Raw genomic sequence first — 26,070 nt, forward strand, 5'->3', positions numbered from 1 at the left:
CGGGTGGAACGGCAAAATTGTGCGCCGTGCCCCGGCGCGTCCACGGTTGACCGGCGCGGGCAAGCCCGCCAATGCTCCGCCGCATGACAGAGGGGACCGCAGAAATATCGCAGATGAGCTTCGAGGATGCGCTGCGCGCTCTCGAAGATGTCGTGCGCCAGCTCGAAAGCGGGGACGTGCCGCTCGACAAGTCGATCTCTCTCTACGAACGGGGGGAGACCCTGCGCAAGCATTGCCAGGCGCGGCTCGACGCGGCGCAGGCGCGGATCGAGGCCATCGTGCAGGACGGGGCCGAAAACGGGGTGGGCCGCGCGAGCGGCACGCGGCCGTTCGATTCCGATGGCTGAGCTGCAACTCGTGCGGGGCGAGGGTGCGCTGCAACGGGCGCTCGCGGCGATCCGCGAGGACGTGGACGATTTCTTCGACCGGACACTTACGATACCGAATGACCTTCGGGCGCGACTGGTGTCCGCGATGCGTTACGCGGTGATCGGCGGCGGCAAGCGTTTGCGCCCCTTGCTGACCGTATCGACCGCGGCGCTTTACAATGTCGATCGCGCCCAGGCCGTGCGCGCTGGTTGCGCGGTGGAGGCGATCCACGTCTATTCGCTGATCCACGACGATCTCCCCTGCATGGACGACGATGCGCTGCGGCGCGGGCAGCCGACCGTGCATCTGGAATATGACGAGGCGACCGCGGTGCTGGCGGGCGATTCGCTCCATGCGCTTGCGTTCGAGCTGCTGAGCGAACCGGCGATGAGCACCGATCCCTTCCTGCGCGCCGAGCTGGTCGAGTGCCTCGCGAGGGCCAGCGGCCATGGCGGCATGGCGGGCGGCCAGATGATGGATATGGCGAGCGACTTTCCCGACACGCCGCCGTTCGACCTCCACACGATCACCCGGCTGCAACAATTGAAAACCGGCGCGCTGCTGGGCGCGGCAGTGGAAATGGGCGCGATCCTGGGCCGCATTCCGCCCGACGGGCGCAGCCATCTGCGCGCCTATGCCCGCGATATCGGGCTCGCCTTCCAGATCGCCGACGACCTGCTGGATGTGGAAGGCGACGAGGAAACCGTGGGCAAGGCGGTGGGCAAGGACAGCGCGCAGGGCAAGCAGACCTTCGTCACGCTGATGGGCGTGGACGGCGCGCGTGCGCAGGCGAATGCGCTGGTCGAGCAGGCCATCGGCCACCTGTCGAACCACGGCGATGAGGCCGAGGTGCTGCGCGCCATCGCGCGGTACATCGTCGAGAGGGACAGGTGATGAGCGAACGCGTAGGGATCTATCCGGGCACGTTCGACCCGATCACGCTTGGTCATGCCGACATCATCCGGCGCGGGGCGACGCTGGTCGACCGGCTGATCGTCAGCGTCACCACCAATCCCAGCAAGAACCCCATGTTCTCGACCGAGGAACGCCTTGCCATGGTGGAGCGCGAGATCGCGGCGATGGGCATTCCCAATGTGGAGGTGCAGGGCTTCAACGCATTGCTGGTCCGCTATGCCGAAAAGGTCGGGGCCAACGTGATTGTGCGGGGCCTGCGCGCCGTGGCGGACTTCGAATACGAATACCAGATGGCGGGGATGAACCAGCAGCTGTCCGACGATATCGAGACGGTGTTCCTGATGGCGGACGTATCGCTGCAACCCATCGCGTCGCGGCTGGTCAAGGAGATCGCACTGTTCGGGGGCGACATCGCGCCCTTCGTCAGCCCGGCGGTGAAGGACGACATTCTCGCCCGGGTCGAGAAACTGGGGCGACGCGGCGATTATTGATCGCGGGATAGCTATTCATTGCAGCGACAGCGCGGCGGCGCTAGTTCCGCCAGCCTGAATTGAGACTGTTCCGGGATTACCATGATCAAACGCCTCATCGCCGCCGGCGCCCTTGCCGCGATGGCCATTTCCCCCGCTTTCGCGCAGGACGATCCGCAGGATGACAGCGCGACCGCGACCGCGGAAGTCGCCGCGACCGCGGCGCCGCGCCCCGCGAGCGCCTATGCGAAGGTCGATTTCAATCCCGAGGACGACCGCGACAACATCCTGCTGCTCGACCTGTCGAACGGGCAGCGCGTCGCCATCCGCCTGATGCCCGACTGGGCTCCGCAGCATGTGGAGCGGATCAAGACGCTGGCCCGGCAGGGCTTCTACGACGGGGTTATCTTTCACCGCGTGATCGATGGCTTCATGGCGCAGACCGGCGATCCGACCGGGACCGGGCAGGGCGGTTCGCAGCTTCCCGACCTGCAGCAGGAATTCAATCCGATGCCGCATGTGCGCGGCACCGTGTCGATGGCGCGCGCCGCGGGCGAGGACAGCGCGAACAGCCAGTTCTTCATCGTCTTCTATCCCAAGCTGGCGCTCGACCGGAACTACACCAATTTCGGCCGGGTGATCGCCGGAATGGATGCGGTAGACGCGATCCATCGTGGGGAACCGCCGCAGGACCCGACCTATATCGTGCAGGCGTCCATCGCTTCGGACGACAAGCCGATGCCGGTCGCGTCGACCGTCCTGCCCAAGGGCGTGCAGAGCCAGGGTGCGATCACCGCCGATCTGCCGAGCGCGCCGGGCCAGCAGTGAGTTGAGCCGCGCGGGCGGGGCGTGACGTGCCCGCCCATCTGGTATAGCGGCGCGCCCACCATGCGCGCCTTTCGACCAGCCCAGGACAATCGGGATCGCCTTCCATGAAAGTCGATCTGTTCGATTTCGACCTTCCCGCAGAGCTGATCGCGCTGCGCCCCGCCGTGCCGCGCGATGCGGCGCGGATGCTGGTCGTGGATGGCGCGGACGCGCCGTTTGCGGACCGGACCGTGCTGGACTTGCCCGATCTGTTGCAGCCGGGCGATGTGCTGGTCTTCAACGATACGCGGGTCATTCCCGCCCAGCTGGAGGGGCGACGCGGTGAGGCGCGGATCGGCGCGACGCTGCACAAGCGGATCGACCTGCGGCGCTGGCAGGCCTTCGTGCGCAATGCCAAGCGGTTGCGGCCCGGCGACCGGATCGAGTTCGGGTCGGACGTGACGGCTATTGCGCAAGAGCGTGCGGCGGATGGCAGCTGGACACTGGCCTTCGAAGGGGAGGAGCCGGTGGAGGTCTTGCTGGAGCGCGCGGGCCGCGTGCCGCTGCCACCCTATATCGCCGGGAAACGCCCGGCCGATTCACGGGACCGCGAAGACTACCAGACGATCTTCGCGCGCGAGGAGGGGGCCGTCGCCGCACCCACCGCAGCGCTGCATTTTACAGACCGGCTGCTCGACCGGCTCGACACGCGCGGGATCGGGCGCGAGACGCTGACGCTGCATGTGGGTGCGGGCACGTTCCTGCCGGTCAAGGCGGAGGATACCGACGATCACGCCATGCACGCCGAATGGGGCCGGATCGAGCCGCAGACCGCCGCTCGGCTCAACGCCGCGCGCGCCGCGGGCGGCCGCCTGATCGCGGTCGGCACCACCAGCCTGCGCCTGCTCGAAAGCGCGGCGGACGATAGCGGCACGATCCAGCCCTTCGCGGGCGATACCGCGATCTTCATCACCCCGGGTTATGCCTTCCGCGCGGTGGACGGGTTAATGACCAATTTCCACCTGCCCAAATCGACGCTGATGATGCTGGTGAGTGCGCTGATGGGGCGCGAGCGCATGATGGCCGCCTATGCCCACGCGGTCGCGCACGGCTATCGCTTCTATTCCTATGGCGATTCCTCGCTGCTGCTGCCATGAAGCGCGCATGAGCGAGCCGATCCTCGAACTTGAGAACCTGACCAAGGTCTATCCGAGCGGGCTGAAAGCGCTCGACAATGTGGACCTTTCCATTCGCAAGGGCGAAATCTTCGCTCTGCTCGGGCCGAACGGCGCGGGGAAGACGACGCTGATCGGGGCCGTGTGCGGGCTGGTCAGGGTCACATCCGGAACCATCCGCGCCTTCGGGGATGATCTTCAGCACAACTGGCGCGACGCGCGTCGCCGTATTGGGCTGGTGCCGCAGGAAATCGGCGTCGACATGTTCGACACGGTCGAACGGCAAGTGAAGTATTCGCGCGGCATGTTCGGGCGCGGGCCGGACGATGCGCGCGTCGACGAGGTGCTGCGCTCGCTGAGCCTGGGCGACAAGAAGAAGGAGCAGGTGCGCAAGCTGTCGGGCGGCATGAAGCGCCGCGTGCTGATCGCGAAGGCGCTGGCGCACGATCCCGACATCCTGTTCCTGGACGAGCCGACGGCCGGCGTCGACGTTGAGCTGCGCCGCGACATGTGGCGGCAGATCGACGGGCTCCGCGCGCAGGGCGTCACCATCATCCTCACCACCCATTACATCGAGGAAGCCGAGGAGATGGCCGACCGGGTCGGCGTGATCGACAAGGGGCGCATCCTGTTAGTGGACGACAAGGACGCGATGATGAAGCGGCTCGGCCGGACCGAGGCGCATTTCACGCTGGTCCAGCCGATTACCGAGCTGCCCGAGTGGGTCGATGCGGAGGCGGTGACCTTGCAGGACGACGGCCATACGCTGGCCTATCGCGGCGGCGACGGGACGGGGAAGGGCAAGGCCGAGGTCGCCGAACTGGCGCAGGAGCTGGCCCGGCGCGGCATCGCCTATTCCGCGCTCGACCAGAAGGAATCGAGCCTGGAGGACATCTTCGTCGACCTGGTCGAACGCGACCATCACGCAACGGAGCACGCCGCATGATCGCCTGGCGCTCCGCCTATGCCATCTACCGCAACGAGCTGTCGCGGTTCCGCCGCACGACCTTCGGCTCCATCATCGGCCCGGTGCTGACCACCTCGCTCTATTTCATCGTCTTCGGTGCGGCGATCGGCGGCCGGATGCAGGCGGTGAACGGCGTGAATTACGGCGCCTTCATCGTGCCCGGCCTGCTGATGCTGACGCTTTTGTCCGAAAGCACCAGCAATGCGAGCTTTGGCATCTACATGCCCAAGTTCACGGGCGCGATCTACGAGCTGCTGTCCGCACCGGTGGGCGTGGTCGAAACGCTGCTAGGCTTCGTCGGCGCGGCCATCACCAAGAGCCTGATCCTGGCCGCGATCATCCTCGTCACCGCGACCCTGTTCGTCGATTACACCATCGCGCACCCGATCCTGGCGGTGTTCTACATCATGCTGGTCGCGGCGGCGTTCTCTCTGCTGGGCTTCATCCTGGGCCTGTGGGCCGAGGGGTTCGAGAAGCTGCAGATGGTGCCCCTGCTGATCCTGACCCCGCTGACCTTCCTGGGCGGTACGTTCTATTCGATCGATATGCTGGCCGAGCCGTGGCGGACGGTCGCCTATTTCAACCCTATCGTCTATCTCGTCAGCGGCCTGCGCTGGACGTTCTACGGCCAGGCGGACGTGAACATCTGGGTCGCCGCCGGGCTGACCGTGGCGGTGCTGGCGGTGTTCATCGCGATCATCGCCGTCATCTTCCGCACCGGGTGGCGGCTCAGGTCGTAACCGCGTCCCAGATCAGCTTGGCCGTCAGGCCGAGCGAGGCGACGATCATCAGCGGGCGGATGATGCGCGCGCCGTGGCGCATGGCGAAGCGGCTGCCCAGCGTTCCGCCCAGCATCGCGCCCGCCGCCATGGTGAGGCCCATCACCCACAAGATCTTACCGCCCAGCGCGAAGGCTAGCACCGCGGCCCAGTTGGTCGCGGCATTGAACAGCTTCGCATTGGCGGCCGCGCGGGTCAGCCCCTTGCCCCGCAGGCCGACCAGGCTGGTGGTGAAGAATTGCCCGGTGCCGGGGCCGAAGAACCCGTCGTAGAATCCGATCGCGCCCGCCACAGGCGTGTAGCCGCGACGCGACAGGCGCACATGCGCATCCTCGTCCGTCATCCGGGGGCTGAAGATGACGTAGCCCGCCATCAGCAACAGGAAGATCGGGACGATGTAGGTCAGCGTTTCGGAGGAAATGGTCTGGATCAGCGACGCCCCGGCGATCGACGCCACGAACACGACCACGACCAGCGGCGCGTAGCTGCGCCATTCGACCAGCCCGCCGCGCGCGTAATTGACGCAGGCGGTGGTGGTGCCGAAGACGGATTGGATCTTGTTCGTGCCCAGCGCCAGGTGCGGCGGCAACCCGGCGGCGATTAGCGCGGGCATCATGATCAGTCCGCCGCCGCCGGCGATGGCATCCACGAAACCGGTCAGCACGGCGACGCCAGTCATCAGTGCGATCAGCCAGGGTTCGGGTTGGAAGGCAAGCAGCAGCATGGTCGCGGTGCCATGCGGACAATCGCGGCCATTCGCAAGGTCGCGGCCCTATAACCGCTGGTCGTTTCCCGCCCTCACACCCTCTTTATCACGCGCGCGAAGCCCGCTAACCGGTCTTCGATGAAAGGTTTCGTCCTGCCCCTTGCCGCCGTTCTGGCCGCGCTTCCCTCCGCCCCGGCCCATGCCGAGCCGACTGAAGACGAGGCGGCACCAGCGGCCCCTGCGGCGTCGCTGCCCGATCCCGTGCGCGCAATGATCGATGCGGCGATCGCGACCGGCGACGAGGCGAAGGTGAAGACGGTGGTCGAGCTCGCCAAGCAGACCAATCCCGACAATGCTGAAGAGATCGCGGCGATCCACAAGCAATTCCGCGATCGGAAGGCGGAAGAGAAGCGCCTGGCCAAGGAGCAGCAGGAAGAAGCCATCCGCACCGCCGGGGTGTTCGAACGCTGGTCGGGCGAAGGGCAGATCGGCGCCTTCCAGTCTTCGGGCAACAGCGACAATGTGGGGGTGAGCGCTGGACTGAAGCTGACGCGAGAAGGGCTCGACTGGACGCACCAGCTGCGCGGTACCTTCGATTACCAGCGGTCCAACGGCACCACCACGCGCGAGAAGTATTTCGCCGCCTACGAGCCGCGCTACGACGTTCAGGACGGGTTCTTCGTCTATGGCCTGGCGCAATACGAACGCGACCGGTTCCAGGGCTTCAACGGTCGCTATGCGTTGTCGGCGGGGGCCGGATACGATCTCGTCAATCGCGACGGTCTGAAGATCTCCGTGAAGGCCGGTCCGGCCTATCGCCGGACGGAATTGCGTGACGGAACGGCGGACGACCGGCTTGCGGGCTTGATCGGGGCGGATGCCAACTGGCGCATCAGCGACTGGCTGACCTTCACCCAGTCGAGCAATGCGGTGGCCGAAACGGGTAGCAACGCCACCGTCTTCTTCGATTCCTCAAACACGACGCTGAATCTGGTATCGGGCCTGAAGGCGAAGGTGAGCAACCGGGTCAGCACACAGTTCACCTATCAGCTGCAATATGACAGCAACCCTGCGCCCGGGGCGGTGACGACCGATACGCTGTCGCGCTTCACGCTCGTCTACGGGTTCTAGCCGGATGTCCGCCCGTTTCAGCTTCACCGTCGCCGCGACGGACGGCGCGGCGCGCACCGGCACGATCGCGATGCGACGCGGCGAGATTCGCACGCCCGCCTTCATGCCGGTGGGTACGGCGGCAACGGTGAAGGCGATGAAGCCGCAGACCGTGCGCGCAACCGGCGCCGACATCCTGCTGGGCAATACCTACCATCTGATGCTGCGCCCGGGGGCCGACCGCGTCGCGCGCTTGGGCGGCCTCCACCGCTTCATGGACTGGGACCGCCCGATCCTGACCGATAGCGGCGGTTATCAGGTGATGAGCCTGTCGGACCTGCGCAAGCTGACCGAGGAAGGCGTCGAGTTCCGCAGCCATATCGACGGGTCGAAGCATATGCTCAGCCCAGAGCGCTCGATGGAAATTCAGCGCCTGCTCGGCTCCGACATCGTCATGGCGTTCGACGAATGCCCGCGCGCGGACCGGCCGCTGGCGGAGATCGAGGCGTCGATGGAATTGTCCATGCGATGGGCGCAGCGCAGCCGCGACGCCTTCGATGCGGGCGGCGCGCATGCGGAAGGGGCGGCGCTGTTCGGCATCCAGCAGGGGGCGCTCGACGAGAGTTTGCGGGCCCGCTCGGCAGAGGCCCTGCGCGCGATCGGTTTCGACGGCTACGCGATCGGCGGCCTCGCCGTGGGGGAGGGGCAGGAGGCGATGTTCGCCACGCTCGATTTCGCGCCCGCCCAGCTACCCGAGGATGCGCCGCGTTACCTGATGGGCGTCGGCAAGCCGGATGATCTGGTCGGCGCGGTGGAGCGCGGCGTCGACATGTTCGATTGCGTGCTGCCCACGCGATCGGGGCGAAACGGTCAGGCGTTCACCTGGAACGGGCCGCTGAACCTGCGCAATGCCCGTTTCGCGGAGGACCCCGAGCCGCTGGAGGAAGGGTGTCCGTGCGACGCCTGCACCCGCTTCTCGCGCGCCTATCTCCATCACCTCAACAAAGCGGGCGAGATCCTGGGCGCGATGCTGGTGACGGAACACAACCTTACCTTCTACCAGCGCCTGATGCAGGCGATGCGCGACGCGCTCGCGGCGGGGCGGTTCGCAGGCTTCGCTTCGCAATTCCGAACCGATTACCTCGGGCAGTCGCACGCATCCTAGCGCAGTTCGAGGATCGTCCCGCGATAGGGTACGAAGCTGCCCGATCCGTCGAGAAATCCCGCGCCGATCGCACTCGCCTGGCGCTGCGCATCGATCAGGTTGGCGTACCATTTACCGCGTCTGCGCGGCGTGATGTAGCGATAGTGCGGCATGACGCCGAAAAAGCGCTTCACACCGAATCCGGTTCCAGCGGAAACCAAATAAACCTTTGATAGAAAAGAAAAAGGGCGACCCGCGGGCCGCCCTTTTCGTATTCGGTATGTGGCCCGCGATCAGCGCGAGTAGAACTCGACCACCAGGTTCGGTTCCATGGTGACGGGGTAGGGCACCTCGTCCAGCTGCGGCACGCGGGTGAAGCTCACCTTGTCGTTGCCGTCGGGCGCGACGTAATCGGGAATATCGCGCTCGGGCAGGCTCTGCGCCTCGATCACCAGCGCCATGTCCTTGGCCTTGTCGCCCAGACTAATGACGTCGCCGACGTCGACGCGGCGGCTCGCGATGTTGCACTTCACGCCGTTCACGCGGATGTGCCCGTGGTTCACGATCTGGCGCGCGGCGAAGATGGTCGGCGCGAACTTGGCGCGATAGACCACCATGTCCAGCCGGCGTTCGAGCAGGCCGATCAGGTTCTGGCCGGTGTCGCCCTTCATCCGCGAGGCCTGCTGGTACGTTCCCTTGAACTGCTTCTCGGTCACGTCGCCGTAATAGCCCTTCAGCTTCTGCTTGGCGCGCAGCTGCAGGCCGAAGTCGGACGTCTTGCCCTTGCGGCGCTGGCCGTGCTGGCCGGGGCCGTAGGAACGCTTGTTCACCGGGGAGTTCGGACGACCCCAGATGTTCTCGCCCATACGGCGATCGAGCTTGTGCTTGGCGCGGGTGCGCTTCGACATGGTATTTCCTTCCAATTTGCATGAGGCGGCCCAGCGCCGCCCCGTTGAACCCGGTCCGCACCATCACGGCAATCATCCGTGATGCGGCCGCCGCTTCACCGGGATGCGGGGCCAATCGGGCGCAAGACGTGTCTCGCGGTGCCGAAGTGAAGCGCGCGCAATAGCGGGTGCGGGTGCGAAGTCAAGCGTCGCGGGCCATCGTGATCCCTCGACAAACCGCCGCGTTGCCGCCACTGCACCGCGCATGACCAATGCGATCAAATCACCCGAGAATTGCCAGACCATGCCCGAAGTGCGCACGGGCGTCGATGCCACCGATCGCGCGCTGATGACGCTGCTCGAACAGCGCTTTGGCTACATGCGCGCCGCCGCCCGGATCAAGCAGGATCGCGACAGCGTGCGTGACGAGGCGCGCAAGCGGGCGGTCATAGAAGCGGCGATGGCCGACGGCATCGAGCGCGGCCTGCCGGGCGATGTGATCGCGGAAATCTGGGACCGCCTGGTAGAGGGCTCGATCGCCTACGAGCTCGACGAGTGGGATCGCCAGCGGGCCTGATAGCTCAGTCTTCCGTGCGGTCTCCGCGGCCCAGCGAGCTGAGGACGCCGCGCAGAGTGCGGATTTCCAGGTGGTTCCAGCCGGGGCGGGTCAGGATCGTGCGCAGGGTGCGGCGGGTGGCCTCCGCGCGCGATTCCGGGAGGAAATAGCCCTTGGGCTCCAGCATCGTCTCGAGATGCGCGATCAGTCCTTCCAGCTCGGCCTGAGGCGCAGGGGGGAGGGTATCCTCTTGTGTCGGCTGCACCAGGGCCTGGCCCTGTCCCTTAGACCATTCATACGCGCACAGAATGACCGCCTGGGCGAGATTGAGCGAACCGAAGCCGGGATCGATCGGCACCGTCACGATCGCGCGGGCGAGGGCGACGTCATCGGTCTCCAGCCCCGATCGCTCGGGACCGAACAGGATCGCCGAGCGCCCGGTCGCCGCGTTGATCTCGCGCGCGGCCTCTTCCGACGTGTGGACCGGCTTCGTCACGCCGCGCTTGCGCACCGTGGTGGCATAGACATGCGCGCAATCGGCCACCGCGTCCGCCACGCTGTCGAACACCTGCGCATTGCCCAGCACGTCGTCCGCTCCCGCCGCTGCGGGGCCGGCCGCCGGGTTGGGCCAGCCGTCGCGGGGCGCGACCAGCCGCATGTCGGTGAGCCCGAAATTGCGCATCGCCCGCGCGGCCTTGCCGATGTTTTCCCCCAGTTGCGGGCGCACGAGCACGATCGCGGGTTTGGTTGCTGTGTGCGCCATCGCTTCAGCCCGCGGTCCGTTCGTCGCGCGCCGCGTCCTGCACGGTGCTGGCGAATTCCTCGAAATCGCGCGCCTCGCTGAAATCGCGATAGACACTGGCGAACCGGATATAGGCGACGCTGTCGATCTGCTTCAGACCGTCCATCACCAGCTGGCCGATATGGGACGAGGCGACCTCGCTCTCGCCCGAGGTTTCGAGCTGGCGCTGGATGCCGGACACCAGCTGGTCGATCCGCTCCTGCGCCACGTTGCGCTTGCGACAGGCGAGCATGACGGATCGTTCGAGCTTCGATCGTTCGAACGCCTCGCGCCGCGCCGCGCGCCCATCTCCGCCCGCCTTAACCACCACGACATCGCGCAGCTGGACCCGCTCGAAGGTGGTGAAGCGGCCGCCGCACGATGCGCATTGCCGTCGCCGCCGGATCGCCGCATTGTCTTCCGCAGGGCGGCTGTCTTTTACCTGGCTGTCGTCATGCGCGCAGAACGGGCAGCGCATTCAGCGGCGCATCCGGTCGTAGAGAGCAAAGCCCCCGCCGGCGATCGCGCCGATGGCAATGCTCAGGCCCGGCAGGACCGCACCGGCCAGCGCGCCGATGGCGAGACCGGTCAGGACAGGTTTTGTGGAGGGATGATCCATCCCGCCACGCGCCATGCCGGTGATTTCTTCGCGCGTATCCTCGACCCAGTCGCGCTTTTCCGGTTCACGCTCCTCCATGATGTTCCTCCTTATCGACCGGGATAGACCGGGAAACGCTGGCAGAGTTCGCTCACGCGCTGCTGCACCGCCTGCTCAACCTGGCCGTCGCCCTCGGCCCCATTGCGGGAAAGGCCATCGACGACCTGGGCGATCAGTTCGCCGATCACGGCGAACTCGTCCGGGCCGAACCCGCGGGTCGTGCCGGCCGGGGTGCCGAGCCTGATGCCGCTGGTCACGAAGGGGCTGCGCGTGTCGTAGGGAATGCCGTTCTTGTTGCAGGTCAGCCAGGCGCGATCGAGACCGGTCTCGGCGTCCTTGCCGGTCACGTCCTTGGCCGAAAGGTCGACCAGCATGGAGTGATTGTCCGTGCCGCCCGAAACGACGCGCAAACCGTTGCGCTCCAGACTGGCTGCAAGAGCGCGTGCGTTCTCAACCACTTGGGCGGCATAGCTGCGAAACTCCGGCCGCAATGCCTCGCGGAAGGCGACCGCCTTGGCGGCGACGATGTGCATCAGCGGGCCGCCCTGCAGACCGGGGAAGACCGCCATGTTGAGCGGCTTAGTCAGATCGGGATCGTTCCACAGGATCACGCCCGAACGGGGGCCGCGCAGGCTCTTGTGCGTCGTCGTCGTCACCACATGGGCATGGGGGAAGGGGGAGGGGTGCGCGCCGCCTGCGACCAGGCCGGAAATGTGACTCATGTCGACCAGCAGATAGGCCCCCACCGCGTCGGCGACCTCGCGGAAGGCGGCCCAGTCCCAGGCGCGGGAATAGGCGGTGCCACCCGCGATGATCAGCTTGGGCTTATGTTCCTTCGCCAGAGCCATGACGTCGTTCATGTCAATCCGCTCGTCGTCCTTGCGAACGCCGTAGCTGACCGGGTTGAACCACTTGCCGCTGATATTGACGGGGGATCCGTGCGTCAGGTGCCCGCCGGCGTTGAGATCGAGCCCCATGAAGGTGTCGCCCGGCTGCAGCAGGGCGAGGAAAACCGCCTGGTTCATCTGGCTGCCGCTGTTCGGCTGCACATTGGCGAAATCGCATCCGAACAATTGCTTGGCACGGTCTATTGCCAGCGTTTCGACAACGTCCGCATATTCGCAGCCGCCGTAATAGCGCTTGCCCGGATAGCCCTCGGCATACTTGTTGGTGAAGACGCTGCCCGCGGCCTCCAGCACCGCCGCACTGGCGATGTTCTCGCTCGCGATCAGTTCGATGCGATCGCGCTGCCGCTCCAGCTCGTTACCGATCGCGGCGTGGATCTCCGGGTCGGCATCGACGAGCGAATCGCTCCAGAAGCGATCGAGCCAGGGCGCGTCGGTCGCGGGGGCTTCTTTGAGGGCGCTTGCAGTCATTGGTGCGGTTCGATCCTGTCGGAGAGGAAGGGCGGAGCGCAGAGCTTGTCGACCCGGCGCTGGTGGCGGCCACCGGCGAAATCGCCGGCGAGAAAGCTTTCGAGGCAGGCGACGGCCATGTCGCGGCCGATCAGGCGCGCACCCATGGCGATCACGTTGGCATCGTTATGTTCGCGCGCGAGCGCGGCGGAAAGCGGTTCGGACACCAGCGCGCAGCGCACGGCGGCGTTGCGGTTGACGGCCATCGAGATGCCGATGCCCGATCCGCAAAGGGCGACGCCGCGTTCGGCGGTTCCTTCCGCAATCACCTCGGCAAGGCGGTAGCCGTAATCGGGATAATCGACGCTTTCCGGGCCGTCGGGACCGAGGTCGGCGACCTCGTGCCCCTCCTCGATCAGCCACTCGCGCAGGGCGGCCTTGAGTTCGATGGCGGCATGGTCGGAGGCGATGGCGATACGCATGGGGCGCACATACGCGCATGTGCCGCCATGTTCCACCCGCAAGTCCGATTCATCCGCCACCGCGCGGCGCAGACCTGTGGCTGCTCTCGGTCAGTGCCGTACGGAGGGGCTCCCGCCGCCCAAGATGGAGGAAGACGCCTCGCTCAGGGAGAAGGCGGGCAAAGGAGCCGCAGTTCCCCCGTCTCGCGAACATAGGTGATGCTGGCGCATCGGCCCAGCACGTCCCGACCGAGGTAGAGGAAATGCGCAGCTCTGGTGCGATCCGTTTCGCCCACGACCCTGATGGTGTTTTCGTCTTCCTTCTCACCGGTGTCGTAGGCGGGGAGCAGATCGTCTCCCTGGTAGTCGCGCAACCTCACCAGTACATTGTCGATCCTGAAATCCCCGACGCGAAGCGGCGTTGCGAATGCCATCGGACGCACCGGTCGGTCGATCCCGTGGACGATGGGATACATCGCGTCCGGCCCGGTCCATGTCCCACCCAACCGTTCGGCGAGAAAGGCCCCGGTGGACGTCGTGAGCACGGTCTGCGCAGATTCGAGGTCGGGCCGGACGTCGATATTCAGCTCGCCTTCGCGATGGCGATAGACCACCGCAAAGCCTCCCCGATCCTCGGTCGGCAGAGTCGACCACCGGTCGGCGTCGGTGGAGGGGCGCAGATTGAGAGTAACCGACGAGAAAGGCAGGTAGGCGATATTGATGACGCCGTCCGCGCCGGCACCCACTTCGGCATCATACCACTCGATGCGCGGAGACGAACGGACCGGTCCGATCGCGACCTCCGCCGTGGCGTAGCGGCCTGGAACCTTCTTCTTGCCCAGCCTGATAGAGGTCGGCGAACTGTCTTCGGTAATCCCGAGGCGCTCGGCGGCGGTCTCCTTCAGCTGGATGCCCCTGTCGCGCAGGGATACCAGCAGGCGGACGGGCTGTCCGTTGATAGTGGCATCGATCAGATAGCCGCCCGCAGCGTCGAGGACGAGTGGCGGGGTGGCGACTGGATCGCCTGCCTCCCCGGTCCCCGCCGCTTGAGCGCCTGCGATCTGCTCCCACTTCGCGACATTGTCGGGCAGCAAGACGATGCTGCAACCGGCCAGGAGGGTGGCCACCACCGCGACCGACGCGGCCCCGGCCACCCGGCGTCGCCACCCCTCGCGGCGCACCTACTGGTCGAGGAAGCTGCGCATCTTGCGGCTGCGGCTCGGGTGCTTGAGCTTCCTCAGCGCCTTCGCCTCGATCTGCCGGATGCGTTCGCGGGTCACCGAGAACTGCTGGCCCACTTCCTCCAGCGTGTGATCGGTGTTCATGCCGATGCCGAAGCGCATGCGCAGCACGCGCTCTTCACGTGGGGTCAGGCTCGCCAGCACGCGGGTCACGGTTTCCTTGAGGTTGGAATGGATCGCGGCATCGACGGGGATGATCGCGTTCTTGTCCTCGATGAAATCGCCCAGATGCGAATCCTCCTCGTCGCCGATCGGCGTTTCGAGGCTGATCGGCTCCTTGGCGATCTTCATCACCTTGCGCACTTTTTCGAGCGGCATGGAGAGGCGCTCGGCCATTTCCTCGGGCGTGGGCTCTCGCCCCTGCTCGTGCAGGAACTGGCGGCTGGTGCGCACCAGCTTGTTGATCGTCTCGATCATGTGGACCGGGATACGGATGGTGCGCGCCTGGTCCGCGATCGAGCGGGTGATCGCCTGCCTGATCCACCAGGTGGCGTAGGTGCTGAACTTGTAGCCGCGGCGGTATTCGAACTTGTCGACCGCCTTCATCAGGCCGATGTTGCCTTCCTGAATGAGATCAAGGAATTGCAAGCCGCGATTGGTGTATTTCTTCGCGATGGAGATCACCAGGCGCAGGTTCGCCTCGACCATCTCCTTCTTGGCGATGCGCGCCTCGCGCTCGCCCTTCTGCACCATGTTCACGATGCGGCGGAATTCGTCGAGGCTCATGCCCGTGGCGCTGGCAATATCGGCGATCTCGGTGCGGATGCGGTCGACCGCCTCGGCTTCCTTCTCGGCGAAGGCGGCCCATTTCTTATCCTTCTTCGCGTTGTCCGACAGCCAGGTTTCGTCCAGCTCGTTGCCGATATAGACGTCGAGGAAGTCCTTGCGCTTCACCTTGTGGCGTTCGGCCAGGCGCAGCATCTGGCCGCCGAGCGCGGTCAGGCGGCGGTTGAAGGCATAGAGGTTGTCGACCAGGAACTCGATCTTGGTCGCATGGAACTGCACGCTTTCGACCTCGGCGGTCAATTCCTCGCGCAGCGCCTCGTATTTCTTCTCCTTCGCAGCGGGGAAGGCATCGCCGCGACCGAGCACCTCGACCCGCTCGTTCTGCAGTTTCTCGAACTTGCCGAACGTGTCGGTGATGCGCGCGAAGCGTTCGATGGCGTCCGGCTTCAGCGCGGCTTCCATCTGGGCGAGGGACATGGTGTTGTCTTCTTCCTCGTCGTCGTCGCGGCGCTTGGAGGAGCCTTCTTCGCCATCCTCGTCTTCGCCGTCCTCGTCCTCCACCTCGTCGTCGTCGCGGATGGTGGGACCGGCGGTCTCTTCGGAAATCTCGCCGTCGTCCTCGTCCTCGGCACCTTCTTCCATCTTGTCGACGGGCGGTTCCTTGGACAGCATGGCGTCGAGATCGAGAATCTCGCGCAGCTGCATTTCCTCGGCGTTCAGCGCCTCGGACCACTGGATGATGGCGTGGAAGGTGATCGGGCTCTCGCACAGGCCCATGATCATCATGTCGCGGCCCGCCTCGATCCGCTTGGCGATGGCGATCTCGCCCTCGCGGCTGAGCAGCTCCACCGCGCCCATTTCGCGCAGATACATGCGAACGGGGTCGTCGGTGCGGCCTTCGCTGGCGGTCTTCTTGGCAGCCGCGGGAGAGGCTTTCTTGGTATCCTTCTTCGCCGGACCGTCGTCGGCGGAGATTTCCTCGACTTCCGATTCCTGGTCCGCTTCCGCTTCGGCATCCTCGTCGTTCTCGACGATGTTGACGCCCATCTCGCTGATCGCGGACATCACGTCCTCGATCTGATCGGTGCTCATCTGATCCTGCGGCAGCGCCTCGTTCAGCTCGTCCACGGTGACGTAGCCGCGCTTCTTCGCCTTCGCGATCAGTTTCTTGACGGAGGCCTCGTTGAGATCGATCAGGGGTGCGTCGTCGGTCTCAGCGGTCTTAGCTTCGGAAGCCATAAGTGGTTTCAGTCCGTTTCCTGTACGCCGCCGTCGGAAGACGCCGGCTCCAATTCCTGTTCTCGCGCCGCGCGTGCGGCCCTGCGACCCGTCATCTGGCCCAGCCGCGTCTCGAATTCCAGCTTTCGCTTCAGCAAACGCTGCTGTTCGGCGAAGGCTCCTTCGGGATCGGTCTCGAAACGGGCGGTGGCGGACGCAAGCGCGGCCTCCAGCGCCGGTCTCTCGACCAGCAGGGCGACGGCTTCGGCCAGGTCCTCGCGCGCATCATCCGGATCGTATCCTTCCGACAGGAAGGCGAAGCGGTTCTTATCCGCGTGCGGCGCAGGTCCGGTCGAATCGGATATGGGATGTTCGCCCCCCGCTTCAAGCGCTTCTATCATGTCGAGTAGCGGATTGATGGCCGCTGCGGCTTTCGGGTCACGCGCGGCAAGGTCCGCCAGCGCGCTTTCATGGCGCGCGAGTTGATCGGGAAAGCGGATCAGGCCAGCGGCGACCGCGGCGGTCAAACGGTCGCGCCCACCGCCCGCGGCGTTGCGGCGCAGTGCCTCCATCGCTCCGGGAGCGGGGGCCGGGGTAGGCTGGAATCGGCCGTTGCGGTTCTGCCAGTTGCCGCGCTGGGGTGCTTGCCGTGGCGGGCGCGGCGGAAATGCGAAGGCGGAATAGCGGTCGAGCAGTTCGCGGCGATAGAGCGATTTGATGTCCGGATGCTCGATCCGCTCGACGTGATCCATCAGCCGCGCCTTCAGCCCCGCCTTGGCTTCAGGGGAATCGAGCGGTTGCGCATCGCGCTCTGCCGCCCACAGCGTATCGAGCAGCCCGGCAGGCTCGGCCAGAAGCGCCTCCATCGCGTCTTTCCCGCGCTGGCGGATCAGGTCGTCCGGATCGAGCCCGGCGGGCAGGCGGACGATACCCAGCGAGTGGGCGGGACGAAGCAGCGGCAACGCGCGAGCGATCGCGCGCATCGCGGCGCGCTGGCCCGCTGCATCGCCGTCGAAGCACAGGATCGGGCGCTCGACGCTGCGCCACAGGATCTCGATCTGCTGCTCGGTCAGCGCGGTGCCGAGCGGAGCGACCGCTTCCCCGATCCCCGCATCGGCCAGCGCGATCACATCCATATAGCCTTCGACCACGACGATCCGGCCGGTCCTGCGCGAGGCGGGCAGGGCGCGGTGCAGGTTGTAAAGCGTGCGACCCTTGTCGAACAGCGGAGTGTCGGGAGAGTTGAGGTATTTCGGCGCCTTGGTGTCCGCCGCAAGAATACGCCCGCCGAACGCGACGACTCGTCCGCGCGTGTCCTGAATCGGCAGCATCAGCCGGTCGCGGAAACGGTCGTAGGGTTCCTTGTCCTCGACCTCGATGCGCATGCCGGCTTCGACCCGCATCGGCTCGTCGAACTGGGCGAGCGCGGATTTGAGCGCTTGCCGATCGGGCAGGGCATAGCCGAAGCCGAACTCGCGGACCGTGGCAGCGGAAAAGCCGCGACCGGCCAGATATTCACGCGCCGCTTGCCCGTCCGCCCCATCGAGATTGGCGACGAAATGCGCCTGCGCGGCGGCCGTCACATCGTGCAGGCTGGCCCGCTTTTCCGCCACGCGAGCGGCGCGCGGATCGGGGGCGGGGACCTCCATCCCGGCCTGCGCCGCCAGTTCCTTGACCGCATCCATGAACGGCAAGCCGCGCTGGTCGGTCATCCAGCGGATCACGTCGCCATGCGCCTCGCACCCGAAGCAATGGTAGAAGCCCTTCTCGTCGTTGACGTAGAAGCTGGGCGTCTTCTCGTTGTGGAACGGGCAGCACGCCTTCCATTCGCGCCCCGCGCGCTGAAGCTTGGTCGTGCGCATGACGACGCTCGACAGCGTGACCCGCGCACGCAATTCGTCCAGCCATTGGGGGGTCAGCGCCATCGCGTAAAGGTAACGCGCGCGGCGCGGCCTGCCTAGCCTGCCGGAGTCGCCGTCCCCGTCGATTTCGGCTCCGGTGCCTTTTCGGGCGGAAAGGGCCCGGTGGCGTCGCCCGCACGGTTGTTCAGTTCCAGCCGATAGGCCGAACTCGGCCCCTTGGGCGGAAGCGTCGATTGCCAGAAAAACGTGATCGGCATCCCCGGCGTCCAGCCGGAGCCCTTCGTCACGCGCCAGATCAGCTGGCCCGCATCGGTGGTAACGGTGATTGCGTCCTCGGCACCCAGTGCGGCCTTGGCCTGCTCGCGGTCGTAGCCCAGCGCGCCGTTGAAGCCGGTTGCGCGGCGGGTGGTGCGGAAGATCGAGGGCGCGGTTTCCATCCGCTGCGCACCCGATTCGGTATCGGCGGCGGGCGTCGCGCTCTCGGTCGGTGCGGCCTCGTCCTGCGTCGGCGTCACGACATGGACGTAAGTGAAAACGGTGCCTTCGGGCGCGGTTTCCGGATCGCACGCCTCGGTCATATCCTTCGGACAGGCGACGTAGCTCACCACATCGGCGATCGTCTTCCCGTCCGCTGAAATCTCGCTCTCGACCTCCGGTCCCTTCGGTCCTTCGATTTTCGCGCCGAGGCTCGCCGGATCGAAATTCGCGGCGACGAGATTGCGCGGCGCGGCCACGGTAGGGGTCGGCGTGGGTGTCGGCTCGGGTGCGCGAGCCCGGTCGCACCCGGCGGCGAGCAGCGGAAGGGGGAGGGCCAGCGCCAGCAGCGCCCGGCGGCTCACGACAGCGCTTCCTTCACCAGGCCGCTGGCGATGCTCATGTCCAGCGTCGCGCCGTGGCGCGATTTCAGCTCGGCCATGACCTTACCCATGTCCTTCATGCCCTCGGCACCGACATCGGTCTTCACCTGCGCGATCGCCGCCCTGGTCTCGCCTTCGTCCATCTGCCGGGGGAGGAATTCCTCGATCACGGACAGCTCGTGCTCTTCCTTCTCGGCCAGCTCGTCGCGCCCGCCCTCGCGGTACATGTCGATCGATTCGCGGCGCTGCTTCGCCATCTTCAGCAGCACGTCCTGCACCAGATCGTCGTCGTCGGGCACGGATTTGGCCGTGCGCTGCTCGATATCGCGGTCCTTGATCTTGGCCGAGATCAGGCGGAGCGCGGCGGTACGCGGCTTGTCCCCACCCTTCATCGCGGCGATGGTTTCTTTCTGGATATTTTCCCTGAGCATGGCTTTCCTGTGGATCGTTAGTCGCTATCTAGCGGTTCGACGCGGCGTTACACCCAATCTTCCCGCCGCGCCACGCTTGACGAATGCGAGGCCGGGGCCTAGCCGCCGTGACTTAGCACACATCGCCGGAAAACCTTTGTAACGGAGCGCCCTATGGCCCTTGCCGACATTACGCCTGCGCGACCAAAAGGCGCGACCGGGCTGCTTCTCCTTGCCGACGGCACCGCCCTGTGGGGCCATGGCTTCGGCGCGATCGGCGCCAGCGTGGGGGAGGTCTGCTTCAACACCGCGATGACCGGTTATCAGGAGGTGATGACCGATCCGAGCTACGCGGCGCAGATCGTCACCTTCACCTTCCCCCATATCGGCAATGTCGGCACCAACCACGAGGATATCGAGGCCAAGGTCGAAAGCGCGCTTGGCTGCGTCGTGCGCGAGGCGGTGACGCCCGACAGCAATTTCCGCAGCAAGCAGAAGTTCGACGAGTGGATGCGCGCGAACGGCAAGATCGGCCTGTCGGGCATCGACACGCGCGCGCTGACCCGCTTCATCCGCCTGAACGGCGCGCCCAATGCCGCGATCGCGCATGCGCCCAATGGCGAGTTCGACCTGCCCGCGCTGCTGGAGCGGGTGCGGGGCTGGGCCGGGCTGGAGGGCATGGACCTCGCCCTGCGGGTCAGCCGCGAGAAGCACGAGGGCTGGGACGGCGGCCCATGGACGCTGGGCAAGGGATACGGCCGCGCGCCGTGGATCAGGAAGCCGCATGTGGTCGCGATCGACTACGGCGCGAAGGACAACATCTTCCGCAATCTGGTGAAGGCGGGCGCGCGGGTCACCGTGGTGCCGGCGAAGACCCCGCTCGACGACATCCTGGCGCTGGAGCCCGACGGCGTGTTCCTCTCCAACGGTCCCGGCGATCCGGCGGCGACGGGCGAGTACGCCGTGCCGACGATCCGCGCGCTGCTCGATCGCGACATTCCGATCTTCGGCATCTGCCTCGGCCACCAGATGCTGGCGCTGGCCGCGGGGGCGAAGACGGCCAAGATGCACCAGGGCCACCGCGGCGCGAACCATCCCGTTCAGCGCGTCGGCGGCGGCTGGGACGCGACCGAGGGTCTGGTCGAGATCACGAGCATGAACCACGGCTTCGCGGTCGACGGCACGACCCTGCCCGAGGGCGTGGTCGAAACCCACCGCTCGCTGTTCGACGGCACCAATTGCGGGATTTCGATTACGGGCAAGAAGGCGTTCGGCGTCCAGTACCACCCCGAGGCGAGCCCGGGGCCGCAGGATAGCTTCTACCTGTTCGACAAGTTCGTGGGGATGCTGGGGTGATGGACGATTTCCCCACAATATTCCGACAATCTTTGACTAAGCGCACGACTGCGCTTTCGGACGGTCAGAAGCTTTGTGGAATTATCATGGCCGTTTGCGCCGCGCCATTGTTTAAAGCCGAAGGTTGGATAGCTTTCTGGTTGCTTTCGATCATTACCCTTGTCGGTCTGCTAACCTTCGGGCTTTGGTTCTTCAGAGCAGTGACCGGAAGAAACGAACCTACAGAAGAGCACACCGAGCAAATGGCTGCTATTGCTGTGTGGGGACAAAATCGAACCGAAGGAAAGCCATTGATGAAATCGGTGGCTCAAACAGAGCTGACCCACAATCCACAGTCGCTCGAAAACCCGGAGAGGAAGGATGACTGATATCAATTATATCCTCTCGTTCAGCCCTGTCGCTTCTAGTCCGCAATCTCAACAGACACAGATATTCGTTTCCCAGAACCGAGATATCTCCACATGGTTTCTTCCGTTTCCCGGGACATACCTGATCAAAAGCCCCCAAGCGCTAAGTACGCTGAATGCACAGTTTTTTCAGCATTTTGGCTCAACTCCGTACGTATTGTCTTTTGCCCCTTCGAGTTATGTAACGGGCTCTCTACCGCCGGGAATTTGGCAGTGGTTCAACGATGTTCGAAATCCGTTCTTACCGGGCAACTAATGATCAAGCGTGCCGATATCTTGCCCATTGATGCTACGGATAGGTTTGTTTCAGGCGGAAGTTCCTAATGACCCGCTGGGAATACCTTACCGCCGAGATCGAGAACGACATGCTTGTCGTCGAGGGCGAGCATCGCCAGTCGCTGCGCGGCGGGATGAACTATCTCGGCTCGCAAGGTTGGGAGCTCGTCTCTCACATCGATCGCATCCGCCTCGGCCACACGACTGGCCACACCCTGATCTTCAAGCGTCCGACTGAAAGCTGACATGCCCAAACGTACCGACATCTCCTCCATCCTCGTCATCGGCGCCGGACCTATCATCATCGGGCAGGCCTGCGAGTTCGATTATTCGGGCACGCAGGCGATCAAGGCGCTGCGCGAGGAGGGGTACCGGGTGATCCTGGTCAACTCCAACCCCGCCACGATCATGACCGACCCGGACATGGCGGATGCGACCTATATCGAGCCGATCACGCCCGAGATCGTCGCCAAGATCATCGCCAAGGAGAAACCGGACGCGCTGCTGCCGACAATGGGCGGGCAGACCGCGCTCAATTGCGCGCTGAAGCTCGACCAGATGGGCGTGCTGGCGGAGCACGGGGTGGAGATGATCGGGGCGCGCGCGGACGCGATCGACAAGGCGGAGAACCGCCAGCGCTTCCGCGAGGCGATGGACAAGATCGGCCTCGAAAGCGCGGCGTCCGGCGTCGCCAACACCATCGAGCAGGCGCGCGCCGTGCTGGAGCGGACCGGCCTGCCCGCGATCATCCGCCCCAGCTTCACGCTGGGTGGTACCGGCGGTGGCATCGCCTACAACACCGCCGAATTCGACCGGATCGTGCGCGAGGGCCTCGACGCCAGCCCCACAACCGAGGTGCTGATCGAGGAATCGCTGCTCGGCTGGAAGGAATTCGAGATGGAGGTCGTGCGCGACCGCGCCGACAACGCCATCATCATCTGCGCGATCGAGAACGTCGATCCGATGGGCGTGCATACCGGCGACTCCATCACCGTCGCCCCGGCACTGACGCTGACCGACAAGGAATACCAGATCATGCGCAGCGCGAGCATCGCGGTGCTGCGCGAGATCGGCGTGGAAACCGGCGGCTCGAACGTGCAGTTCGCGGTCAATCCCGAGGACGGTCGGTTGATCGTGATCGAGATGAACCCGCGCGTCTCGCGCTCCAGCGCGCTCGCATCCAAGGCCACCGGCTTTCCCATCGCGCGCGTCGCGGCGAAGCTGGCGGTAGGCTACACGCTGGACGAGATCACCAACGAGATCACCGGTGCGACGCCGGCCAGTTTCGAGCCGACGATCGACTACGTCGTCACCAAGATCCCGCGCTTCGCGTTCGAGAAGTTCAAGGGCGCCACGCCCGACCTCGCCACCGCAATGAAATCGGTGGGCGAGGTCATGGCGATCGGGCGCAATTTCCAGGAAAGCATGCAGAAGGCGCTGCGTGGCCTTGAAACCGGGCTGGACGGGTTCAACCGCGTGACCGAGCTGGAAGGCTGCGCGAAGGACGTCATCACCGCGGCCCTGTCGCGCCGCAGGCCGGACCGGCTGCTGAAGGTCGCGCAGGCTTTTCGCGAAGGGTTGACGATGGAGGAAATCCAGGCCGTCACCCATTACGACCCGTGGTTCCTGCGCCAGATCGAGGCGATCGTCTACGAAGAGCAGATGATCAGCCATAACGGCCTGCCGCGCGATGCGCAGGAGATGCGGCGGATCAAGGCGATGGGCTTCTCCGACAAGCGACTCGCCACGCTGGCGGTGCGTTCGGTCGGGGTCGCGGGCGGTCTGGGCGAAACGCAGGCACGCCGCAGCGGTCTGCTGCACGACACGCTGCGCGCGATGGCGGGCGCGACCAGCGAGGAGGAGGTGCGCAAGCTGCGCCGCAAGCTTGGCGTGGAGCCGGTGTTCAAGCGGATCGACAGCTGCGCCGCCGAGTTCGAGGCGATCACACCCTACATGTATTCGACCTACGAAGCCCCGACCTTCGGCGAGCCGGAGGACGAGGCCAACCCCAGCGACCGCAAGAAGATCGTGATCCTGGGCGGCGGGCCGAACCGGATCGGACAGGGCATCGAGTTCGACTATTGCTGCGTCCACGCCTGCTTCGCGCTGAGTGAGGCCGGGTTCGAGACGATCATGGTCAACTGCAACCCGGAAACGGTCTCGACCGATTACGACACTTCCGACCGGCTCTATTTCGAGCCCCTGACGGCGGAGGACGTGCTCGAAATCCTGCGGGTCGAGCAGCAGGCGGGCGAGCTGGTCGGCGTGATCGTGCAGTTCGGCGGGCAGACTCCGCTGAAGCTGGCGCGCGCGCTGGAGGAGGCGGGTATCCCGATCCTGGGCACCAGCCCCGACGCGATCGACCTCGCCGAGGATCGCGAGCAGTTCGCGCGGCTCGTCAACAAGCTGAACCTCAAGCAGCCCGACAACGGCATCGCGAAGAGCCGGGACGAGGCCGCCGCGGTCGCCAGCATGATCGGTTATCCCGTGCTGCTGCGCCCAAGCTACGTCCTGGGCGGGCGGGCGATGGAGATCGTCGATTCCGAGGCTCAGCTCGACGACTATATCAATACCGCGGTCAATGTGTCGGGCGACAGTCCCGTGCTGGTCGACCAGTATCTGCGCGACGCCGTCGAATGCGATGTCGATGCGCTGTGCGATGGTAGCGAGGTGCGCATCGCGGGGGTGATGCAGCATATCGAGGAAGCGGGCGTGCATTCAGGCGACAGCGCCTGCACCCTGCCGCCCTACAGCCTGCCGCGCGAAATCGTGGCGGAGATGGAACGGCAGGCCGCCGATCTCGCCATGGCGCTCAAGGTGCGCGGTTTGATGAACGTCCAGTTCGCAGTGAAGGACGGCGAGGTCTATCTGATCGAGGTCAATCCGCGCGCCAGCCGCACCGTACCCTTTGTCGCGAAGGCGGTGGGCCAACCGGTTGCCAAGATCGCCGCGCGCATCATGGCGGGCGAGCCGCTGTCGAACTTCGAAACCTGGAGCCTGGAACCGGGTCACATGGCGGTGAAGGAAGCGATCTTCCCCTTCAGCCGTTTCCCGGGCGCCGATCCGGTCCTCTCGCCGGAGATGAAATCGACCGGCGAGGTGATGGGCATCGACCGGGCTTTCCCGGAGGCGTTCCTGAAATCGCAGATGGGCGTCGGCATGGGCCTGCCCGACGGGGGAACCCTGTTCGTATCGGTAAAGGACGGCGACAAGCCGGTGATCCTGCCCGCGGTGCGCCGCCTGATCGAACACGGGTTCCGCGTGATCGCGACCGGCGGTACGCAGGCATTCCTGAAAGAGCAGGGGCTGGGGGTCGAGCTGGTCAAAAAGGTTGCCGAAGGGCAGCCGCATATCGTCGATGCGATCATCGACGGGAAGGTGGATTTGATCTTCAACACCACCGAAGGGTGGCAGTCCTTGCGCGACTCGCAATCGATCCGCGCGTCGGCGCTGGAGGCGAAGCTGCCGTATTACACCACAGCGGCCGCCTGCGTGGCCGTGGCGGAGGCGATTGCCACCGTGGATTCGGCGCGTCTTGAAGTCCGCTCGCTACAGGATTACTATAGCGATAACTGAACGAACGCTCTCCCTTTCCGAAAATTCGCCCGACGCTCCGCTCCTGCGATGAAGCGGCAAGGGCCGAATTGCCGGTTCGGGCCACACTCTGACTATTGATTGGAAAGTAGAATGGAAAAGGTTCCGATGCTCGCCGAGGGTTATGAGCGGATTACCGCCGACCTGAAAGTGCTGCGGGCCGAGCGTCCCAAGGTGGTGGATGCGATCGAGGAAGCACGCGCGCATGGCGACCTGTCCGAAAACGCGGAATATCACGCGGCGAAGGAACGGCAGGGCCAGATCGAGGCGCAGATCGCGGAACTCGAAGACCGGGTCAGCCGCGCGCAGATCATCGATCCGTCGACCCTGTCGGGCGACAAGGTGATGTTCGGCGCGACCGTCACCCTGCTCGACGAGGAAGATAAGTCCATCAAGTACCAGATCGTGGGCCAGACCGAGGCCGACGCGGCCAAGGGCCGGATTTCCTACAGCTCACCTATCGGGCGCGCGCTGATCGGCAAGAAGGTCGGTGAGGAGATCGAGGTGACCGTGCCTTCTGGCGATAAGTTCTACCTCATCGACGAAATCGAATTCGTCTGAGCTGGAGAGGGCCCGGCGAGAACAGGGCCCTCCTACAGTTTCAAGCAGACTGGTTTCCAGTCCCGGCCGGTGCAGGGACTGGAAAGACCATCACGCATCCGGCGTCAGCAGGCGGTGGATGTGCACGATGACGTAGCGCATTTCCGCATCGTCGACCGTGCGCTGTGCATTGGCGCGCCACGCCTCCTCGGCGGCTTCGTAATTGCTGAATACGCCGACGACGTGAATGCTTTCAGGGTCGGCGAACTCAACCGATCGGGGATCCTTCACACGGCCACCCATTACCAGGTGGAGCCGCTGCGGCATTTCGGTTTCTTCCATCTCGGATAAATCCTTCACTGTGCGCTATCGCCACGGCGCATAAAGAAAGCGGCGCGACAGGCAAGCCCGTCGCGCCGCTCGAAATTCTTGCTGCGTTCCGT

The 26,070-nt window shown here is 65.4% G+C and carries 29 protein-coding genes; 15 read left to right on the forward strand and 14 right to left on the reverse strand.

The genetic code is table 11. The features are described 5' to 3' along the window. The first annotated feature begins 83 nt into the window (after positions 1–83). The 7 genes from MKP08_RS10105 to MKP08_RS10135 all read left to right on the forward strand — a co-directional run bounded on the left by MKP08_RS10105 (position 84) and on the right by MKP08_RS10135 (position 5,443). Positions 84–347 (forward strand): exodeoxyribonuclease VII small subunit, encoded by a 264-nt coding sequence (locus MKP08_RS10105; RefSeq protein WP_215228299.1) that lies wholly within the window; start codon positions 84–86, stop codon positions 345–347. Continuing rightward, positions 340–1,263 carry a polyprenyl synthetase family protein gene (locus tag MKP08_RS10110; RefSeq protein ID WP_241553713.1) on the forward strand — a complete coding sequence of 308 codons (924 nt, stop codon included), beginning with the start codon at positions 340–342 and terminating at the stop codon, positions 1,261–1,263. Before MKP08_RS10105 ends, MKP08_RS10110 begins: the two co-directional genes overlap by 8 nt. Continuing rightward, positions 1,263–1,775, forward strand: coding sequence for a pantetheine-phosphate adenylyltransferase (gene coaD, locus MKP08_RS10115; RefSeq protein WP_241553714.1), 513 nt, complete (start codon positions 1,263–1,265; stop codon positions 1,773–1,775). Before MKP08_RS10110 ends, coaD begins: the two co-directional genes overlap by 1 nt. Before the next feature lie 81 nt (positions 1,776–1,856). After that, complete coding sequence (locus MKP08_RS10120) at positions 1,857–2,582, forward strand: peptidylprolyl isomerase (RefSeq protein ID WP_241553715.1); 726 nt, start codon at positions 1,857–1,859, stop codon at positions 2,580–2,582. 104 nt (positions 2,583–2,686) lie between these two features. Next, positions 2,687–3,718, forward strand: a complete 1,032-nt coding sequence (queA, locus tag MKP08_RS10125) for a tRNA preQ1(34) S-adenosylmethionine ribosyltransferase-isomerase QueA (protein WP_241553716.1) — start codon at positions 2,687–2,689, stop codon at positions 3,716–3,718. A gap of 7 nt (positions 3,719–3,725) precedes the next feature. Next, positions 3,726–4,682 carry an ABC transporter ATP-binding protein gene (locus tag MKP08_RS10130; RefSeq protein WP_241553717.1) on the forward strand — a complete coding sequence of 319 codons (957 nt, stop codon included), beginning with the start codon at positions 3,726–3,728 and terminating at the stop codon, positions 4,680–4,682. After that, positions 4,679–5,443, forward strand: a complete 765-nt coding sequence (locus MKP08_RS10135) for an ABC transporter permease (protein ID WP_241553718.1) — start codon at positions 4,679–4,681, stop codon at positions 5,441–5,443. The genes MKP08_RS10130 and MKP08_RS10135 overlap by 4 nt, the downstream gene beginning before the upstream one ends. On the opposite strand, the gene MKP08_RS10140 is transcribed toward MKP08_RS10135, so the two are convergent. Next, the gene (locus MKP08_RS10140; RefSeq protein WP_241553719.1) at positions 5,433–6,206 is read right to left on the reverse strand and encodes a TSUP family transporter; all 774 of its coding nucleotides are present in this window, start codon (positions 6,204–6,206) and stop codon (positions 5,433–5,435) included. The genes MKP08_RS10135 and MKP08_RS10140 overlap by 11 nt on opposite strands. Before the next feature lie 120 nt (positions 6,207–6,326). Between MKP08_RS10140 and MKP08_RS10145 the strand changes: the two genes are divergently transcribed. Continuing rightward, the gene (locus MKP08_RS10145; protein WP_241553720.1) at positions 6,327–7,319 is read left to right on the forward strand and encodes a YdiY family protein; all 993 of its coding nucleotides are present in this window, start codon (positions 6,327–6,329) and stop codon (positions 7,317–7,319) included. Positions 7,320–7,323: 4 nt separating this feature from the next. After that, on the forward strand, positions 7,324–8,463 hold the full coding sequence (gene tgt, locus MKP08_RS10150; protein ID WP_241553721.1) for a tRNA guanosine(34) transglycosylase Tgt: 1,140 nt from the start codon (positions 7,324–7,326) through the stop codon (positions 8,461–8,463). Here the strand turns inward: tgt and MKP08_RS10155 are convergent. Next, on the reverse strand, positions 8,460–8,636 hold the full coding sequence (locus MKP08_RS10155; RefSeq protein ID WP_241553722.1) for a hypothetical protein: 177 nt from the start codon (positions 8,634–8,636) through the stop codon (positions 8,460–8,462). The two genes, tgt and MKP08_RS10155, sit on opposite strands and share 4 nt — an antisense overlap. Before the next feature lie 99 nt (positions 8,637–8,735). Then, positions 8,736–9,350, reverse strand: a complete 615-nt coding sequence (gene rpsD / locus MKP08_RS10160; RefSeq protein WP_215228289.1) for a 30S ribosomal protein S4 — start codon at positions 9,348–9,350, stop codon at positions 8,736–8,738. 244 nt (positions 9,351–9,594) lie between these two features. Between rpsD and MKP08_RS10165 the strand changes: the two genes are divergently transcribed. Next, positions 9,595–9,906, forward strand: a complete 312-nt coding sequence (locus MKP08_RS10165) for a chorismate mutase (RefSeq protein WP_241553723.1) — start codon at positions 9,595–9,597, stop codon at positions 9,904–9,906. Positions 9,907–9,910: 4 nt separating this feature from the next. On the opposite strand, the gene MKP08_RS10170 is transcribed toward MKP08_RS10165, so the two are convergent. The 10 genes from MKP08_RS10170 to MKP08_RS10215 all read right to left on the reverse strand — a co-directional run bounded on the left by MKP08_RS10170 (position 9,911) and on the right by MKP08_RS10215 (position 19,475). Then, a complete protein-coding gene (locus MKP08_RS10170; RefSeq protein WP_241553724.1) occupies positions 9,911–10,648 on the reverse strand; it encodes an RNA methyltransferase in 738 nt (245 codons plus the stop codon). A gap of 4 nt (positions 10,649–10,652) precedes the next feature. Further along, complete coding sequence (nrdR, locus tag MKP08_RS10175) at positions 10,653–11,144, reverse strand: transcriptional regulator NrdR (protein ID WP_215228286.1); 492 nt, start codon at positions 11,142–11,144, stop codon at positions 10,653–10,655. Continuing rightward, positions 11,145–11,363, reverse strand: coding sequence for a hypothetical protein (locus tag MKP08_RS10180; RefSeq protein ID WP_241553725.1), 219 nt, complete (start codon positions 11,361–11,363; stop codon positions 11,145–11,147). An 11-nt stretch (positions 11,364–11,374) separates the two neighbouring features. After that, a complete protein-coding gene (gene glyA / locus MKP08_RS10185; protein ID WP_241553726.1) occupies positions 11,375–12,700 on the reverse strand; it encodes a serine hydroxymethyltransferase in 1,326 nt (441 codons plus the stop codon). Next, positions 12,697–13,161, reverse strand: a complete 465-nt coding sequence (gene rpiB, locus MKP08_RS10190; protein ID WP_241553727.1) for a ribose 5-phosphate isomerase B — start codon at positions 13,159–13,161, stop codon at positions 12,697–12,699. Before rpiB ends, glyA begins: the two co-directional genes overlap by 4 nt. Positions 13,162–13,304: 143 nt before the next feature. Further along, positions 13,305–14,294, reverse strand: a complete 990-nt coding sequence (locus MKP08_RS10195; protein ID WP_241553728.1) for a retropepsin-like domain-containing protein — start codon at positions 14,292–14,294, stop codon at positions 13,305–13,307. Positions 14,295–14,321: 27 nt separating this feature from the next. After that, positions 14,322–16,346 (reverse strand): RNA polymerase sigma factor RpoD, encoded by a 2,025-nt coding sequence (gene rpoD, locus MKP08_RS10200; protein ID WP_241553729.1) that lies wholly within the window; start codon positions 16,344–16,346, stop codon positions 14,322–14,324. 8 nt (positions 16,347–16,354) lie between these two features. Beyond that, positions 16,355–18,250, reverse strand: a complete 1,896-nt coding sequence (gene dnaG, locus MKP08_RS10205; RefSeq protein WP_241553730.1) for a DNA primase — start codon at positions 18,248–18,250, stop codon at positions 16,355–16,357. Positions 18,251–18,282: 32 nt separating this feature from the next. Next, the gene (locus tag MKP08_RS10210; RefSeq protein WP_241553731.1) at positions 18,283–19,026 is read right to left on the reverse strand and encodes a hypothetical protein; all 744 of its coding nucleotides are present in this window, start codon (positions 19,024–19,026) and stop codon (positions 18,283–18,285) included. Then, complete coding sequence (locus MKP08_RS10215) at positions 19,023–19,475, reverse strand: GatB/YqeY domain-containing protein (RefSeq protein ID WP_241553732.1); 453 nt, start codon at positions 19,473–19,475, stop codon at positions 19,023–19,025. Before MKP08_RS10215 ends, MKP08_RS10210 begins: the two co-directional genes overlap by 4 nt. Positions 19,476–19,628: 153 nt before the next feature. Here MKP08_RS10215 and carA point away from each other — a divergent pair, with 153 nt between their 5' ends. The 5 genes from carA to greA all read left to right on the forward strand — a co-directional run bounded on the left by carA (position 19,629) and on the right by greA (position 25,648). Continuing rightward, positions 19,629–20,810, forward strand: a complete 1,182-nt coding sequence (gene carA, locus MKP08_RS10220; protein WP_241553733.1) for a glutamine-hydrolyzing carbamoyl-phosphate synthase small subunit — start codon at positions 19,629–19,631, stop codon at positions 20,808–20,810. Continuing rightward, positions 20,810–21,178, forward strand: coding sequence for a hypothetical protein (locus MKP08_RS10225; protein WP_241553734.1), 369 nt, complete (start codon positions 20,810–20,812; stop codon positions 21,176–21,178). Before carA ends, MKP08_RS10225 begins: the two co-directional genes overlap by 1 nt. A gap of 362 nt (positions 21,179–21,540) precedes the next feature. Beyond that, positions 21,541–21,738, forward strand: a complete 198-nt coding sequence (locus MKP08_RS10230; RefSeq protein ID WP_241553735.1) for a DUF4177 domain-containing protein — start codon at positions 21,541–21,543, stop codon at positions 21,736–21,738. Position 21,739: 1 nt separating this feature from the next. After that, positions 21,740–25,069 carry a carbamoyl-phosphate synthase large subunit gene (carB, locus tag MKP08_RS10235; RefSeq protein WP_241553736.1) on the forward strand — a complete coding sequence of 1,110 codons (3,330 nt, stop codon included), beginning with the start codon at positions 21,740–21,742 and terminating at the stop codon, positions 25,067–25,069. 111 nt (positions 25,070–25,180) lie between these two features. After that, positions 25,181–25,648 carry a transcription elongation factor GreA gene (greA, locus tag MKP08_RS10240; RefSeq protein ID WP_241553737.1) on the forward strand — a complete coding sequence of 156 codons (468 nt, stop codon included), beginning with the start codon at positions 25,181–25,183 and terminating at the stop codon, positions 25,646–25,648. 90 nt (positions 25,649–25,738) lie between these two features. Here greA and MKP08_RS10245 read toward each other — a convergent pair whose 3' ends face one another. After that, positions 25,739–25,969 (reverse strand): DUF4170 domain-containing protein, encoded by a 231-nt coding sequence (locus MKP08_RS10245; RefSeq protein ID WP_215228273.1) that lies wholly within the window; start codon positions 25,967–25,969, stop codon positions 25,739–25,741. Positions 25,970–26,070: the final 101 nt, after the last annotated feature.

This window comes from Erythrobacter sp. LQ02-29 (assembly GCF_022576075.2).
Lineage (GTDB): Bacteria > Pseudomonadota > Alphaproteobacteria > Sphingomonadales > Sphingomonadaceae > Alteriqipengyuania.

Bases quoted from the DNA above. Each gene is read 5' to 3' on its own strand.
- MKP08_RS10110 (WP_241553713.1), top strand. From the start codon at position 340: ATGGCTGAGCTGCAACTCGTGCGGGGCGAGGGTGCGCTGCAACGGGCG.
- tgt (WP_241553721.1), top strand. From the start codon at position 7,324: ATGTCCGCCCGTTTCAGCTTCACCGTCGCCGCGACGGACGGCGCGGCG.
- MKP08_RS10170 (WP_241553724.1), bottom strand. From the start codon at position 10,648: ATGGCGCACACAGCAACCAAACCCGCGATCGTGCTCGTGCGCCCGCAA.
- glyA (WP_241553726.1), bottom strand. From the start codon at position 12,700: ATGACTGCAAGCGCCCTCAAAGAAGCCCCCGCGACCGACGCGCCCTGG.
- rpoD (WP_241553729.1), bottom strand. From the start codon at position 16,346: ATGGCTTCCGAAGCTAAGACCGCTGAGACCGACGACGCACCCCTGATC.
- MKP08_RS10245 (WP_215228273.1), bottom strand. From the start codon at position 25,969: ATGGAAGAAACCGAAATGCCGCAGCGGCTCCACCTGGTAATGGGTGGC.
- MKP08_RS10120 (WP_241553715.1), top strand. From the start codon at position 1,857: ATGATCAAACGCCTCATCGCCGCCGGCGCCCTTGCCGCGATGGCCATT.
- carA (WP_241553733.1), top strand. From the start codon at position 19,629: ATGGCCCTTGCCGACATTACGCCTGCGCGACCAAAAGGCGCGACCGGG.
- MKP08_RS10140 (WP_241553719.1), bottom strand. From the start codon at position 6,206: ATGCTGCTGCTTGCCTTCCAACCCGAACCCTGGCTGATCGCACTGATG.
- coaD (WP_241553714.1), top strand. From the start codon at position 1,263: ATGAGCGAACGCGTAGGGATCTATCCGGGCACGTTCGACCCGATCACG.
- MKP08_RS10135 (WP_241553718.1), top strand. From the start codon at position 4,679: ATGATCGCCTGGCGCTCCGCCTATGCCATCTACCGCAACGAGCTGTCG.
- MKP08_RS10230 (WP_241553735.1), top strand. From the start codon at position 21,541: ATGACCCGCTGGGAATACCTTACCGCCGAGATCGAGAACGACATGCTT.
- MKP08_RS10130 (WP_241553717.1), top strand. From the start codon at position 3,726: ATGAGCGAGCCGATCCTCGAACTTGAGAACCTGACCAAGGTCTATCCG.
- MKP08_RS10215 (WP_241553732.1), bottom strand. From the start codon at position 19,475: ATGCTCAGGGAAAATATCCAGAAAGAAACCATCGCCGCGATGAAGGGT.
- rpiB (WP_241553727.1), bottom strand. From the start codon at position 13,161: ATGCGTATCGCCATCGCCTCCGACCATGCCGCCATCGAACTCAAGGCC.
- rpsD (WP_215228289.1), bottom strand. From the start codon at position 9,350: ATGTCGAAGCGCACCCGCGCCAAGCACAAGCTCGATCGCCGTATGGGC.
- MKP08_RS10225 (WP_241553734.1), top strand. From the start codon at position 20,810: ATGGACGATTTCCCCACAATATTCCGACAATCTTTGACTAAGCGCACG.
- greA (WP_241553737.1), top strand. From the start codon at position 25,181: ATGGAAAAGGTTCCGATGCTCGCCGAGGGTTATGAGCGGATTACCGCC.
- MKP08_RS10145 (WP_241553720.1), top strand. From the start codon at position 6,327: ATGAAAGGTTTCGTCCTGCCCCTTGCCGCCGTTCTGGCCGCGCTTCCC.
- MKP08_RS10165 (WP_241553723.1), top strand. From the start codon at position 9,595: ATGACCAATGCGATCAAATCACCCGAGAATTGCCAGACCATGCCCGAA.
- dnaG (WP_241553730.1), bottom strand. From the start codon at position 18,250: ATGGCGCTGACCCCCCAATGGCTGGACGAATTGCGTGCGCGGGTCACG.
- carB (WP_241553736.1), top strand. From the start codon at position 21,740: ATGCCCAAACGTACCGACATCTCCTCCATCCTCGTCATCGGCGCCGGA.
- MKP08_RS10105 (WP_215228299.1), top strand. From the start codon at position 84: ATGACAGAGGGGACCGCAGAAATATCGCAGATGAGCTTCGAGGATGCG.
- nrdR (WP_215228286.1), bottom strand. From the start codon at position 11,144: ATGCGCTGCCCGTTCTGCGCGCATGACGACAGCCAGGTAAAAGACAGC.
- MKP08_RS10180 (WP_241553725.1), bottom strand. From the start codon at position 11,363: ATGGAGGAGCGTGAACCGGAAAAGCGCGACTGGGTCGAGGATACGCGC.
- queA (WP_241553716.1), top strand. From the start codon at position 2,687: ATGAAAGTCGATCTGTTCGATTTCGACCTTCCCGCAGAGCTGATCGCG.